Annotated in this window: 10 protein-coding genes; 9 read left to right on the top strand and 1 reads right to left on the bottom strand. The window is 74.0% G+C overall.

Annotated features, from left to right (window positions below; all coding sequences use genetic code 11):
* From J7E93_RS32480 to J7E93_RS32450, 7 genes are all read left to right on the top strand, one after another.
* The coding region (locus J7E93_RS32480) for a hypothetical protein (protein ID WP_251067404.1) at positions 1-1,285 on the top strand (1,285 nt) is incomplete at its 5' end.
* A 38-nt stretch (positions 1,286-1,323) separates the two neighbouring features.
* Positions 1,324-2,364: a glutamate ABC transporter substrate-binding protein gene (locus J7E93_RS32475; protein WP_215073620.1), complete on the top strand. Its 1,041-nt coding sequence runs from the start codon at positions 1,324-1,326 to the stop codon at positions 2,362-2,364.
* A 15-nt stretch (positions 2,365-2,379) separates the two neighbouring features.
* Positions 2,380-3,681 carry a hypothetical protein gene (locus J7E93_RS32470; protein WP_215073618.1) on the top strand — a complete coding sequence of 434 codons (1,302 nt, stop codon included), beginning with the start codon at positions 2,380-2,382 and terminating at the stop codon, positions 3,679-3,681.
* Positions 3,682-3,740: 59 nt separating this feature from the next.
* A complete protein-coding gene (locus J7E93_RS32465) occupies positions 3,741-6,221 on the top strand; it encodes a serine/threonine-protein kinase (RefSeq protein WP_251067405.1) in 2,481 nt (826 codons plus the stop codon).
* An 11-nt stretch (positions 6,222-6,232) separates the two neighbouring features.
* Entirely contained in the window at positions 6,233-7,765 is a 1,533-nt protein-coding gene (locus tag J7E93_RS32460; protein WP_374105460.1) for a PP2C family serine/threonine-protein phosphatase, read from the top strand.
* A 56-nt stretch (positions 7,766-7,821) separates the two neighbouring features.
* Positions 7,822-9,153 (top strand): VWA domain-containing protein, encoded by a 1,332-nt coding sequence (locus tag J7E93_RS32455; RefSeq protein ID WP_215073616.1) that lies wholly within the window; start codon positions 7,822-7,824, stop codon positions 9,151-9,153.
* 41 nt (positions 9,154-9,194) lie between these two features.
* Positions 9,195-10,469: an FHA domain-containing protein gene (locus J7E93_RS32450; RefSeq protein ID WP_215073615.1), complete on the top strand. Its 1,275-nt coding sequence runs from the start codon at positions 9,195-9,197 to the stop codon at positions 10,467-10,469.
* Positions 10,470-10,575: 106 nt separating this feature from the next.
* On the opposite strand, the gene J7E93_RS32445 is transcribed toward J7E93_RS32450, so the two are convergent.
* Entirely contained in the window at positions 10,576-11,550 is a 975-nt protein-coding gene (locus J7E93_RS32445; RefSeq protein ID WP_215073614.1) for a methyltransferase domain-containing protein, read from the bottom strand.
* 133 nt (positions 11,551-11,683) lie between these two features.
* Here J7E93_RS32445 and J7E93_RS32440 point away from each other — a divergent pair, with 133 nt between their 5' ends.
* A complete protein-coding gene (locus J7E93_RS32440) occupies positions 11,684-12,088 on the top strand; it encodes a globin (protein ID WP_215073613.1) in 405 nt (134 codons plus the stop codon).
* Between the two features lie 180 nt (positions 12,089-12,268).
* Positions 12,269-13,682 (top strand): FtsX-like permease family protein (locus J7E93_RS32435; RefSeq protein WP_308368858.1); only part of this gene is annotated, 1,414 nt, incomplete at its 3' end.

Here is a 13,682-nt window from a genome sequence, read left to right as displayed (position 1 = left end):
CCGCGAGCGCCTGCGCCGCGCCGCCACGACCGAGCCGGGCCGGCTGCAGATCCTCGGCGCCGTCCTGGCCCTGCTGGTCGTCGCGTTCGGCGCCGTCACCGCCTTCGAGGTCGCCGACCGGGCCTCCGCCGCCGACGACGTGGTGACCCGCAGTCAGCCGCTGAGCGCGGACGCCGCCGCCATCTACCGCTCGCTCGCCGACGCCGACACCGCCGCCGCCAGCGCCTTCCTGGCCGGCGCGCAGGAGCCTGCCGACGTCCAGAAGCGGTACGCCGACGACATCGGCACCGCGTCCCGGCTCCTGGTCAAGGCCGCGGCCGGCACGGAGGGTTCGGCCGAGTCGAGCCGCGAGATCACCACCCTCAACGAGCAGCTCCCCCGCTACACCGGACTGATCGAGCGGGCCCGGGCCGCCAACCGGCAGGGACTGCCGCTCGGCGGTGCCTACCTGCGGTACGCGAACCGGACGATGACCACCGAGCTCCTGCCGGCCGCCGAGCGGCTGTACGAGGCGGAGACCGCCCGGCTGCACGAGGACGACGAGGACGCCCGCGACTGGCCGTTCCTCTCCCTCGCCGCCGGGATCCTCGCCCTGACCGTCCTCATCTGGGCGCAGCGCCGCACCTACGCCCGGACGAACCGGGTGTTCAACCAGGGCCTGGTCGCCGCCACGGCCGCCTCCGTGGTCGTCCTGCTCTGGCTGCTGGCCGCGCACGGCGTCGCGCGCGCCGGGCTGAACGACGCCCGCGCGCACGGCCAGGACTCGCTCCAGGTGCTCACCACGGCGCGGATCAGCTCCCTCAAGGCACGGGCCAACGAGAACCTGACCCTCGTCGCGCGCGGCGCGGTCCTCACCGACGACGGAAAGAACGACAAGTACGAGACGGACTACGCGAGCAGCATGACGGCGCTGACCGGCGCGCTCGCCCAGGCCCGGGAGCTGGCCGACGACGACGCCGGGCGCGACCCGCTGGCCGCGGCGGCGGACCGGACCGCACAGTGGCAGGAGCGCCACAAGGGCGCCCGCGGCAAGGACGACGCGGGCGACTTCGAGGGCGCGCTGCAGCTGGTGATCGGGTCGAAGAACTCCACCGGCCAGTCCTTCGACCAGGTCGACGCCGCCCTGAAGCGGGCCCTGGACCACGAGCAGTCCGAGTTCACCCGCGCCGCCGAAGCGGGCCGTGGGGCACTGACCGCGCTGCCGCTGGGCGCGGCCGCGCTCGGAGTGCTGGGCGCGGCGGGCGCCGTCCTGGGCATCAACCGCAGGTTGTCGGAGTACCGGTGAGAGGGGGCGGGATGCGGAACGGCGTCGACGGCGCGAGGATGCGCGGCCCGGCCGGGCTCGGCGGACGCCTCCTCGGCAGCCGTCCGCTGGGACGGCTGCGCGGCTGGGGCGGGGTCGCGGCGATGGCCGTGGCCTGCGGACTGACCGCCTCGCTGACCCTGCTGCCGCTCGCCCACGGCGGCCGGGGCGACGGGGGCGCGACGGAGGTGACCGGCCCCGGCGTCGGCATTGGTGTGCACGTCAGGGCGGACAGCTGCGAGGACCCGGAGGCCTCGCTCAGGCCCTCCGGTGCCGACGGGCCCTCGATCGACGCGATCAAGGCGCGCGGCAAGCTCGTGGTGGGCGTCGACCAGTCCAGCTACCGCTGGGGCTACCGCGACCCGGGCACCCGCACGCTGGAGGGCTTCGACATCGATCTGGCCCGGGCCCTCGCAGAGGACATCCTCGGCGACCGAGACCTGATCGTCTTCCGGACCATCCCCACCAACCAGCGGATCGCGGCCCTGGAGAGCGGCAAGGTCGACCTCGTCGTACGGACGATGACGATCAACTGCAAGCGGATCCAGCAGGTCGCCTTCTCCACCGCCTACTTCCAGGCCGGCCAGCAGGTCCTGGCGCCCAAGGTCTCCACGATCACCGGGTACGACTCCTCCCTGAGCGGGAAGCGGGTCTGCACGGCCGAGGGCTCCACGGCCTACGAGGCCCTGGAGAACAACTCCTTCGGCGCCGTCTTCAAGGACGAGGGCGACGGCACCAAGGACGACAAGGACCTGCTCACCGTCCCCAACCAGCTGGACTGCCTGGCCCGGCTCCAGCTGGGCGAGGTCGACGCCGTCGTCACGGACAACGCGCTGGCGGCCGGCCAGGCCGCCCAGGACCCGGCGGTCGAGCTGAAGGGCGAGCCGTTCACCACCGAGTACTACGGTGTCGCGGCCAAGCTCGGCAACGACGACCTGGTCCGCCGGGTCAACCAGGTCCTCGTCCAGTACCGGCAGGGACCCTGGCAGGCGGCGTACACGAAGTGGCTCAAGGCGGACCTGCCCGGGATATCCGGGCCGCCCGCACCGAAGTACAAGTAGAGCGAGAGGTGATCGATGGGCGTCACGGGACCCCCCGGGCCGGTGATGGACCGGGACGAGGTGGACCGTGCGCTGGCGCGGCTCGGCGCGGAGCACAAGGCGATCGAGGACTCGCTCCTCGCACTCCAGGACCACGCCGGCCGCAGGCTGCTCGAAGGGGCCGAGCTGACCGGGACGACCCGGGAGCGCTGGCTGGTCACGGAGTCCGTGATCACGCGGCTCTGGACCTACTTCGACGCGTACACCGACGCCCTGAACGAAGCCCGTGAGCTGCGCTCCCGCCGCCGCTGGCCGGGCCGGGACGAGCTGGTGGAGCTGACCGACCGGCTGCGCGGCGAGAGCGTGCACGTCGCGGGCGGGCCACAGCAGCCCCCGTCCCCGTCCCTCACCGGCCCGGCACGGCTCGCCGAGAGCTTCAGCCTGGAGCGCCTGGTCCACCGGATGAACGAGCTGTACGCGTCCTCCCTCGACGTGGTCGTGACCGCCGACGCCGTCTGGTCCGCGCTGCCCGCCCGGATAGATCTCCTCGCCGCCGAGCTGGGACGGACGCGCTCGCTCGCGCACTCGGTCGGCGTACGGCCCGGGGAGCACCCGGCCGGCGACGAACTGGAGACGATCACGGCCGAGCTGACCGCGCTGCGCACCCAGGTCGTCTCCGACCCGCTGGCCTTCTGGCAGCCCGCCACGGGCAGTTCGGCGCCGGGCGGCGGACGGCCCGACACCACGCGGTACGACCGGGCGGCCCGGGCCCTTGAGGACATCCGGCGGGAGATCGAGGCGGTCCTCGCGGTCCGGCAGGACTCCGAGGAGCGGCTGCTGCGGCTGCGGGACGTGCTCTCCCGGGCCGACCGGACGCTCGCCGAGGCACGGGTGGCGCGCGGCGAGGTCCTCGCCAAGATCGCCGCCTCCGAGGTGCCGGCCGTCAGCGGTCCGCCGACGGCCCTCCAGGAGCGGCTCGCGGCGGCCGCCGAGCACCGCAGGCACGCCCGGTGGCACCGGCTCTCCCCGCTCCTGGAGTCCCTGGAGCGGGAGGCGGAGGACGAACTGCTGCGGGCCCGCGAGTCCTTGACCGCCGTGACCGCGCCGCTGGCGGTCCGCGCCGAGCTGCGCGGCCGGCTCGACGCGTACAAGGCGAAGGTGGCGCGGCTCGGTGCGGCGGAGGACCCGGTGCTGATCGAGCGGTACGACGCGGCGCGCCGGATGCTGTGGAGCGCGCCGTGCGACCTGAGGGTCGCCGAACAGGCGGTGCTGCGCTACCAGCAGGCCGCGGCGGAGGTTCTGTCCGGCCCCAGAGATGCCAGGGGGAGTCAGTGGTGAGCGGGGAGGCCGTGGTGAGCACCTGTCAGCGTCCGTCGTGCGAGGGATCGTACGAGGACATGGGCGGCGGCGAGCTGTACTGCGACACCTGCGGGCTCGCCCCGGTGGTCGCGCCCGGCGGCCTGCTGCAGTCCACGCCGACCGGGATGGCCGTGCCCGGCAAGGGCGGTTCGGGGTCCAGCTCCTCCCGGGCCGGCTCGCACGCCTCGGCCCGGTCCAGCTCGCGCTCGTCGCGCTCCTCGACGTCGCGCCGTTCGGTCTCCGGACGCCTCTCGCGTTCGCTGTCGGGCGGCAGCACCGGCCGTTCGGTCTCGGTGCGCAGCTCCGGCTCCTCGACCGCGCAGTCCGGGCGGAACCGGCTCGGCGCGGGTCTGGTGACGATGCCCGAGGTGCCGCGCCCCGACCCGCGTGGCGCGGTGATGGAGAACCCCGAGGTTCCCGAGCGGAAGCGATTCTGCTCGCGCTCCGACTGCGGGGCGCCGGTGGGCCGTTCCCGGGGCGACCGGCCTGGCCGTACGGAGGGCTTCTGCACCAAGTGCGGACACCCGTACTCCTTCGTGCCGAAGCTGCGCGGCGGTGACATCGTGCACGGCCAGTACGAGGTCGCCGGCTGTCTCGCGCACGGCGGTCTCGGCTGGGTCTACCTCGCCGTCGACCGGGCGGTCTCCGACCGGTGGGTGGTCCTCAAGGGCCTGCTCGACACCGGCGACCAGGACGCGATGGCCGCGGCGATCTCCGAGCGCCGCTTCCTCGCCGAGATCGAGCACTCCAACATCGTCCGGATCTACAACTTCGTCGAGCACCTCGACCAGCGCACGGGCTCCCTGGACGGGTACATCGTCATGGAGTACGTCGGCGGCAAGTCGCTCAAGGAGATCGCCAACGACCGCCGCACGGTGGACGGCCGGCGCGATCCCCTGCCCGTGGAGCAGGCGTGCGCGTACGGGATCGAGGCGCTGGAGGCGCTCGGGCACCTGCACAGCAGGAACCTGCTGTACTGCGACTTCAAGGTCGACAACGCCATCCAGACCGAGGACCAGCTCAAGCTGATCGACATGGGCGCGGTCCGGCGGATGGACGACGACGAGTCCGCGATCTACGGGACGGTCGGCTACCAGGCGCCGGAGGTGGCCGAGGTCGGCCCGTCGGTGGCGAGCGACCTCTACACGGTGGCGCGCACCCTGGCCGTGCTGACGTTCGACTTCCAGGGCTACACCAACGTCTTCGTCGACTCGCTGCCCGACCCGGAGCACATCGAGGTCTTCCGGACGTACGAGTCGTTCTACCGCCTCCTGGTCCGGGCGACGGACCCGGACCCGGCCCGCCGGTTCGCCTCCGCACAGGAGATGGCGGACCAGCTGACCGGAGTCCTGCGCGAGGTCGTCGCCCTCCAGTCGGGCCGCCCGCGCCCGGCGCTCTCGACCTTGTTCGGCACGGAAGTACGGGTCACGGACACCGAGTTGTTCGCGGAACAGACGGAGGACGTCTCCACGCTCGGCGCACGCCGGCCGGGCGGCCGGAAGCGGGGCGCGACCGCACAGGTCGCGAACGCGCCGGTCGGGAACGGGCAAGTCGGGAACGAGCAAGTCGGTGCCCTGCCCGCGACCGGTGCGTTCCTCAGACCGCTCGACGGACGGGCCGCCTCGCTCGCGCTGCCCGTGCCGCGGGTGGACCCGGGCGACCCCAACGCCGGTTTCCTCGCCGGTCTGATGGCCTCCGCGCCCGCCGAGCTGATCAGCGCCCTGCACACCGCGCCCGCACCCTCCGTGGAGCTGCGGCTGCGCGAGCTGCGGGCCCGGCTGGAGATGGGCGACCTGGGCGCCGCCGGACGTGCGCTCGCCACGCTGGAGGAGCAGTACCCGGACGACTGGCGGGTGGTCTGGTACCGGGGCGTCACCTCCCTGGTCACCGGTGACCGCGAGAACGCGGCGCTCTCCTTCGACGCGGTCTACGACGCCTTCCCGGGCGAGCCCGCGCCGAAGCTGGCGCTCGGCGTCTGCGCAGAGGTGCTCGGACAGCTGGACAACGCCGCGGAGTACTACCGCCTGGTGTGGGCGACCGACCCGAGCTACGTCAGCGCCGCGTTCGGGCTCGCCCGGGTGCGGCTCGCGGCCGGCGACCGCACGGGAGCCGTACGCACCCTGGAGTCCGTACCGGAGGCCTCCATCCACTACACCGCGGCCAGGGTCGCCGCCGTACGGGCGCGGCTGAGGCGGCGCCCGGCGCACGACCCGCTCGGCGAGGACCTGACGGCGGCCGCGGCCCAGGTCTCCGCGCTCCAGGGCTTCGGTCTGGACGCGGTGCGCCGGGAGCAGTTGTCGACGGAGGTCCTCGGCACGGCGCTGGACTGGGTACTCTCCGGAAGTCCCGGAGCGGGGCCCGGCGGCACGCTGCTGCTCGGCAGTGAACTGGACGAGCGCGGACTGCGCTTCGGCCTCGAACGCTCGTACCGGGTGCTCGCCCGGCTCGCTCAGCGGGGCGAGGAGAGGATCGAACTGGTGGAGCGGGCCAACCGTTTCCGCCCCCGGACGTGGGTGTGAGTATGTCCCAGATGCCCCAGCACGATCTCGCCGCCTGCCCGGGCTGCGCGGAGCCGCTGGAGTCGGGTGACCGGTTCTGCGGGGCGTGCGGATACGACCTGTCGGCCGTACCGGCGACGGCGCCGGAGCCCGACCGCCCGACCGTGGTGATCGGTACGCCGGTGAGCTGGCCGGAGCCCCCGGCCCGCGACCCCGGCTCGCTCACCACCTCGACCCAGCACCCCGGCGACCTCCCGGGCATGGACTCGGGGGGCCATGACCTTCCGGCGACGCCCCCGCACGGCACCCCGGGGTCCCCGCCGCAGCCGCCCGAGACCCCCCTGCACGAGGCACCGGCCTCCCCCGGGCCGCAGGCACCGGCGGCCCCGCCCGCCCGGGACCTGCCGACGATCCCGGTCCGCACGGACGGGCCGCACGCGGCGGCGACCTCCGGGGACGGCCTCGCGGCCCTCGCCGCGGGCACCGTCCCGGCACCGACGCCCGCCCCGACCCCCGCGCCCACGTCCACGTCCACGTCCGACGGGGACTTCGCGCTGGCCGCACCCGACCCCCGGGCCGCCGCCGCGCAACCCCCCTCTCCGCAGCCGACCGTGCCTCGGCCTACCACCCCGCCCGCCGGGACGAAGCTGTGCGTCGCCTGCCGGGCCGGGCACGTGGACCCCGACGGCTACTGCGAGAACTGCGGGCACGCGCAGCCGCGCGAGCGCGACCACATGGAGCGGGAACTGCCCTCCGTCGCCGCCGTCAGCGACCGCGGCCTGCGCCACCACCGCAACGAGGACGCCTTCGCCGTCTCCGCCACCGCGCTGCCCGACGGCTCCCCGGCCACCCTGGCGATCGTCTGCGACGGCGTCTCCTCGGCGACCCGACCCGACGAGGCCTCCGCGGCCGCCGCCCACGCGGCCGACCAGGCGCTGCTCGCCGCCCTCCCCCGGGGCACGCACCCGCAGCAGGCCATGCACGAGGCGATCGTCGCGGCGGCCGAGGCGGTCAACGCGCTGGCCGAGGAGCCCGGCCAGGACGCCATGGAGCACGATCCGCACCGCCACCAGAACGCCCCCGCCTGCACCATCGTCGGCGCGATCGTCGCCGACGGCCTGCTGATCGTCGGCTGGGTCGGTGACAGTCGGGCGTACTGGGTGCCGGACGACCGCACCTGCCCGCCCGCCCGCCTCACCCAGGACGACTCCTGGGCGGCCCAGATGGTCGCCGCGGGTCTGATGAACGAGGCGGAGGCGTACGCGGACGAGCGCGCCCACGCCATCACCGGCTGGCTGGGAGCCGACGCGTACGAACTGGAGCCGCACACCTCCGCGTTCAAGCCCGACCGGCCCGGACTGGTCGTGGTCTGCACCGACGGGCTCTGGAACTACGCGGAGTCGGCCACGGACATGGCCCGGGTCGTCCCGGCGGACGCCACGGGGCGTCTGCTGCACGGCGCCCAGGTACTGGTGGGCCACGCCCTCGACGGCGGGGGCCACGACAACGTAACGGTGGCGCTGCTGCCGTTCACCCTCTCGCCGCAAGGGGCAGGATCGGCCTGAGCGGTCGTCGGCCCCCCTGTCCCGTACACGCTGTCGTTGTCGAGGAGCCGAATCAGATGGCGAACTTCTCCAAGTCGAACGAGCCGCAGTTCTCGGTGGATGTGTATCAGAACGAATTCCTGCCGGAGGGCGGCCGGGAGGTCAGCGCCATCGTCACGGTCACCTCGACCGGCGGCGGCACCAGCGGCGGCGCGCTCATGGGGCACGCGGCCGGCACCGACGCCGCCGTGGTGATCATGGTCGACTGCTCCGGTTCGATGGAGTACCCGCCGACCAAGATGCGCGGCGCGCGGGACGCGACGGCCGCCGCCATCGACGCCCTGCGCGACGGCACCTCCTTCGCCGTGGTCGCCGGCACGCACGTGGCCAAGGAGGTCTATCCGGGCAACGGCCGCCTCGCCGTCGCCGACGGGCCGAACCGCGCCCAGGCCAAGGACGCGCTGCGCCGGCTGAACGCGGGCGGCGGCACGGCCATCGGCACCTGGCTGCGCCTCGCGGACCGGCTCCTCGCCTCGGCGGACGTGTCCATCCGGCACGGCATCCTGCTCACCGACGGCCGCAACGAGCACGAGTCGCCGGAGGACCTGCGGGCCGCGCTGGACGCCTGCGCGGGCCGGTTCACCTGTGACGCGCGCGGTGTCGGTACGGACTGGGAGGTCAAGGAGGTCACCGGCATCGCCTCCGCGCTGCTCGGCACGGCCGACATCGTGGCCGATCCGACGAACCTGGCCGCGGACTTCACCTCGATGATGGAGAACACCATGGGCAAGGAGGTGGCCGATGTCGCGCTGCGCCTGTGGACGCCGGTGGGGGTGGAGATCGGGTTCGTGAAGCAGGTGGCGCCGACGGTCGAGGAGCTGACCGGGCGCCGCACCGAGGCCGGCCCGCGGGCCGGGGACTACCCGACCGGTTCGTGGGGCGACGAGTCGCGCGACTACCACGTCTGCGTCCGGGTTCCGCAGGCCGCTGTCGGGCAGGAGATGCTCGCCGCCCGGGTCTCGCTGATCGTCCCGGACCCGGGCGGAGGCGCTCCGAAGACGCTGGGCCAGGGCCTGGTACGGGCGGTGTGGACGGACGACATGGTGATGTCCACGTCGATCAATCCGCAGGTCGCCCACTACACCGGCCAGGCCGAATTGGCCCAGGTCATCCAGCAGGGACTGGACGCCCGCAAGGCCGGTGACCACGACGGGGCGACCGCCAAACTGGGGCGCGCGGTGCAGCTGGCGGCCGCTTCCGGCAACCAGGACACTGCGAAACTGCTTTCGAAGGTGGTGGACGTCGTCGACGCGGCGACAGGTACTGTGCGTTTGAAGGCGAAGGTCGCGGAAGCGGACGAGATGACTCTCGAGACCCGCTCCACCAAGACCGTTCGCGTCAAGAAGTAGCCCGGCCAGGGGGCCGGAGGACGAGAGGGGGAAGCACCGACATGCCGACCTGCCCGAACGGACACCAGTCGGTCTCCGACGACTGGTGCGAGGTCTGCGGCCATCGCATGGCCGGGGCGGGTGCGCCGGCGGGTGCCGTACCGCCGCCTCCCCCGCCGCCGCCTCCCGCGTACGGATATCCGGGCCCCGCCGGACCCGGTCCCGCCCCCGGCGGCTACGACCCGAACGCGACCGCCCAGGCGGAGCTCTGCCCGCAGTGCCGCACCCCGCGCGAGGCCATGGCCCCGTTCTGCGAGGAGTGCCGCTGGAACTTCCAGACCAACACGGCGACCTCGTACACGCCGGTGGCCCCGCCCTCCGCACAGCAGAGCCCGCCGCCCGGGCTGAACCTGCCGCCGGGCTTCCAGTCGCCGCCGCGCCCGCAGCAGCAGCCGCAGCAGCAGCAGCAGCCGGATCCGTACGAGTACCAGAGCTCGCGGCCCTCGCAGATGAACCGGCCCGCGGAGCCGCTCTCCGCCGACCCCACGCACCACCAGGCGCCGCCGCAGCGTCCGCCGATGCAGCAGGGACCGCCGCCGCAGGCGCCCCAGCAGCCGCAAGCGCCGCAGGGACCTCAGGCGCCGCAGCACGGGCAGGGATTCCAGCAGGGGCCGCCGCCTCCGCCTCCGTCGTTCTTCCAGGGCCCCTCCCAGGCACCGCCGCAGCAGCAGCAGCCGCAGGCGCCGGCCCGCGCGGACGACGACTGGATGCTGCCGCCGCCCTCGCAGCCCCAGCGTCCGCAGCCGCCGCAGCAGCAGCCCCCGTCCCAGCCGCAGCCGCCGCACCACCAGCAGCCTCCGCAGCAGCAGCACGCACCCCAGCAGCCGCAGCAGCAGCCTCCCCAGCAGCAGTACCAGCCGCCGCAGCCGCCCAGGAACTGGTCGGCCTTCATCGGTCCGGACCGCGACTACTTCATGGCGATGATGCAGCGCAGCGGTCCGGAAGCGACGGGCCTGAACCTGCCCGCGTACTCACCCGAGCAGCACCTGCCGCTCCAGGGCAACCAGATCAGCATCGGCCGCCGCCGGCACTCCACCGGCGAGTCGCCCGACATCGATCTGTCCGTGCCGCCGGAGGACCCGGGCGTCTCGCACCAGCACGCCGTGCTGGTGCAGCAGCCGGACGGCTCGTGGGCGGTGGTGGACCAGAACTCCACCAACGGCACCACTATCAACGGCGCCGAGGAGCCGATCCAGCCCTATGTCCCCGTCCCGCTGCAGGACGGCGACCGGGTGCACGTCGGCGCCTGGACGACGATCACGATCCGCCGCGGCTGACCGGGAGCCGGGTCACCGGACGCGGTTCGCCGGGACTCGGAGCACCGGACCGGGTTCACCGGCGCCGGTTCGCCGGTTCGCCCGTCGCCGGTTCGCCGGACCACGGTCACCCGCTCGGCAGTGGCCAGGCGTACGGCCCCTCGGGGTCGTCCAGCCAGGCCCACTGCCGCCCCTCGCTCACCGTCACCCCGAAGCGCTCCCGCTCCGGCCGCCCCTCGCGCTGCCAGAGCGAGAGCGCTTCGCGCGCGTCCAGGCTCTCCTCGGCGAGCGTGAACAGGAACCGGAACCGGTCGTCCTCGTACGCCTGCCGGGGCAGCCCCATCGGCCGGGGGCGCGGGAAGCGGGCGTTCCCTCCGCGCAGGGCGACGAAGTACGCGGACGTGGCCAGGAACCGCCCCTCCGCGTGGGCGCCGTCGCGCACCCGCAGCAGCACGAGCCCCGTGGAGAGCGGCGTCAGGACGAGGGCGTCGGGGCGGCACTGGGTGAGCCAGGCGTACGGGATCGACGGCAGGGTGCAGGTGGCGACGATCCGGTCGAAGGGCGCGCGCTCGGGGCAGCCGCGGGCGCCGTCGCCCGTGATCACGGTGGGCTTGTACCCGGCGGCGGCGAGATGGACGCGGGCGGACTCGGTGATCTCCTCGTCCAGGTCGACGGTGGTGACGTGGCCCGCACCGAGCCGGTGGCTGAGCAGGGCGGCGTTGTAGCCGGTGCCGGCGCCGATCTCCAGGACGTCGTGCCCGTCCCGTACGTCCAGCGCCTCCAGCATCTCGGCCATCAGGGAGGGCTGGCTGGAGGAGGAGACCAGCTCCCCGTCCCGTACCCGGGTGGCCAGCGGCTCGTCCCGGTAGGCCCCGCGCAGCCAGCGGGCGCGGCGGGCGGGGTCGGGGTGACCGCACCAGAGCCGCTCGTAGCCGCCGATCCCGGAGACGTAGTAGAAGGGGACGAACAGATGGCGGGGCACATCGGAGAAGGCCGCGTGCCAGGCGGGGTCACGCAGCGCCCCGTACGCCTCGATCTCCCGCACGAGGTCCCGTCGCGCCCGCGCGCCGTCCTCGGCGAAGACATCCACCTGTGCGCCCATGCCTCCACTCTCCTGCGCGCCGGCCGAGGAGGCGAGCATCCCGGCCGGTGCCGCCACGGGTGCTGTCGCCGGTGCGTCCGGCGGTGGTCCTAGTCCTCCCGTCCTCGGCCGGGGCATCTGAGACGATGGAACGGTGAACGAGATCCCGCGCGGCACGCTTCAGGAGCAGACCTTCTACGAGCAGGTGGGTGGCGAGGAGACCTTCCGGCGCCTCGTCCGCCGCTTCTACCAGGGAGTCGCGGAGGACCCCCTGCTGCGCCCGATGTACCCCGAGGAGGACCTCGGCCCGGCGGAGGAGCGTCTCGTGCTCTTCCTCATCCAGTACTGGGGCGGTCCCCGCACCTACAGCGACCACCGCGGCCACCCCCGCCTGCGCATGCGCCACGCGCCGTTCGCCGTCGACAAGGCCGCCCACGACGCCTGGCTGCGCCACATGCGGGCCGCGGTGGACGAGCTCGGCCTCGCTCCCGAGCACGAGCGTCAGCTCTGGAACTACCTGACGTACGCGGCGGCTTCGATGGTGAACACAGCGGAGTAACGCATTCCGGAGCCCTGCACCCGGATAACGGTCACGATCCAGTCAAGGTCCCCGTGCAAGCGGTTTCCAGGGCCTGTGCCCTCTGAAAGCATCCGATGAACGTTCGACGTGCGTGCGGTGCGCTCGGCGCGTTCGGTGGGCCCTGCGGTTCCGGCGGGCCCGGGGTGTTCAGGGGGATGGGTGACGGGGTTCGTACTTCTGCGCGTCAGGGCACACCGGTTGCTGCTCGCCGCGGCGCTCCTCGCCGTCCTGCTGACGACGTCCGTGCTCGCCACCCTCGCCGCCTTCTCCGGTTCCATCGGTGACGCGGCGCTTCAGGGCACCCTGCGGGGCCGTGCCGCGCCCGCCGCCGCGCTGGTGATCGCCGGGCAGGTGCCGGCGGCGCGGCGGGAGAGCGCCGACGCCGCCGCCCGGGAGGGTGCGCTGAAGGCCTTCGACGGGCTGCCGGTGAGCGTACGGAAGCTGGAGCGCTCTGGGCCGTACGCGCTGCCGCGGAGTCTTCAGGAGCCTGCCGCGCGCCTCGGGGAGCCCGACCTCACCCAGATCGCCGCGCTCGACCGCTCCCGTCTCGCGCTCGTCGCCGGGGCGTGGCCCACCGCGGCCGGGGCCTCCACCGGCGCCGCAGCCGAGACCGCAGCCAGGGCCGAGGCCAGGGTGGGGGCCAGGATCGGGGCCGCGCAGGCCGTCGAGGTCGCCGTGCCCGAAGAGGCGGCCAAGCGGCTCCGGGTCGGGCCGGGGACCGTCCTCGATCTCGCCGACCGGATCAGCGGGAAGCCGCTGAAAGCCCGGATCACCGGGGTCTACCGGCCCGCCGACCTCACCGACCTGTACTGGCAGCTGGACCCGGCCGGCGGCCGCGGGGTGAAGACCGTCGTGTTCACGACGTACGGTCCGCTCCTCGCCGATCCGGCCGTCCTCGGCTCCGGCCGGATCACCGCGGGCGAGACGTCCTGGCTGGCCACCGCCGACTTCACCGGCGTCACCACCGGCCGGATGGACGCGCTGCACGCCTCGGCGACCGAGGTGCCGAAGGCGCTCGCCGCCGACACCACCCGTTTCGGCGCCACCATGAGCGTGCACACCTCGCTGCCGACGGTCCTGGAACAGACCGAGCGGGCCCTGCTCGTCTCCCGGTCCACCCTGATGATCGTCGCCGTGCAGCTGGTGCTGCTCGCCGCGTACGCCCTGCTGCTCGTGGCCCGGCTGCTCAGCTCGGAGCGGTCCGGGGAGACCGAACTGCTGCGGGCCCGCGGCGGTTCCCGACGCCGGATCGCCTCCCTCGCCGCCGTCGAGGCGCTGCTGCTCGCGCTGCCCGCGGCCGTGATCGCGCCGCTGCTCGCCGGCCCGCTGACCCGGCTGCTCGCCGACCGGTCCTCGCTCGACTCGCTCGGCGTACGGCTGGACCGCATCCCGCTCGGCCAGGTGTGGCTGGTCGCCGTCCTCGTCGCCGTGTGCTGCGCGGCCGCGGTCGTGGCCCCCGCGCTCGGCACGCGTGACGGGGCTGCCGTCTCGCTGCGGAAGGGACGGACGGCCGCCCTGCCCGCGCCGGTACGGGCCGGTGCCGACGTCGGCCTCCTCGTCCTCGCCGCCGTCG

The sequence above is a fragment of the Streptomyces sp. ISL-36 genome (genome assembly GCF_018614205.1).
Taxonomy (GTDB): Bacteria; Actinomycetota; Actinomycetes; order Streptomycetales; family Streptomycetaceae; genus Streptomyces.
The sequence above is the reverse complement of the archived record's forward strand: the minus strand, read 5'-3'. Positions and strand labels throughout refer to the sequence as shown.

Coding starts and splice junctions, on each gene's coding strand:
- J7E93_RS32475 (WP_215073620.1), top strand. CDS start 1,324: ATGCGCGGCCCGGCCGGGCTCGGCGGACGCCTCCTCGGCAGCCGTCCG.
- J7E93_RS32470 (WP_215073618.1), top strand. CDS start 2,380: ATGGGCGTCACGGGACCCCCCGGGCCGGTGATGGACCGGGACGAGGTG.
- J7E93_RS32465 (WP_251067405.1), top strand. CDS start 3,741: ATGGGCGGCGGCGAGCTGTACTGCGACACCTGCGGGCTCGCCCCGGTG.
- J7E93_RS32460 (WP_374105460.1), top strand. CDS start 6,233: ATGCCCCAGCACGATCTCGCCGCCTGCCCGGGCTGCGCGGAGCCGCTG.
- J7E93_RS32455 (WP_215073616.1), top strand. CDS start 7,822: ATGGCGAACTTCTCCAAGTCGAACGAGCCGCAGTTCTCGGTGGATGTG.
- J7E93_RS32450 (WP_215073615.1), top strand. CDS start 9,195: ATGCCGACCTGCCCGAACGGACACCAGTCGGTCTCCGACGACTGGTGC.
- J7E93_RS32445 (WP_215073614.1), bottom strand. CDS start 11,550: ATGGGCGCACAGGTGGATGTCTTCGCCGAGGACGGCGCGCGGGCGCGA.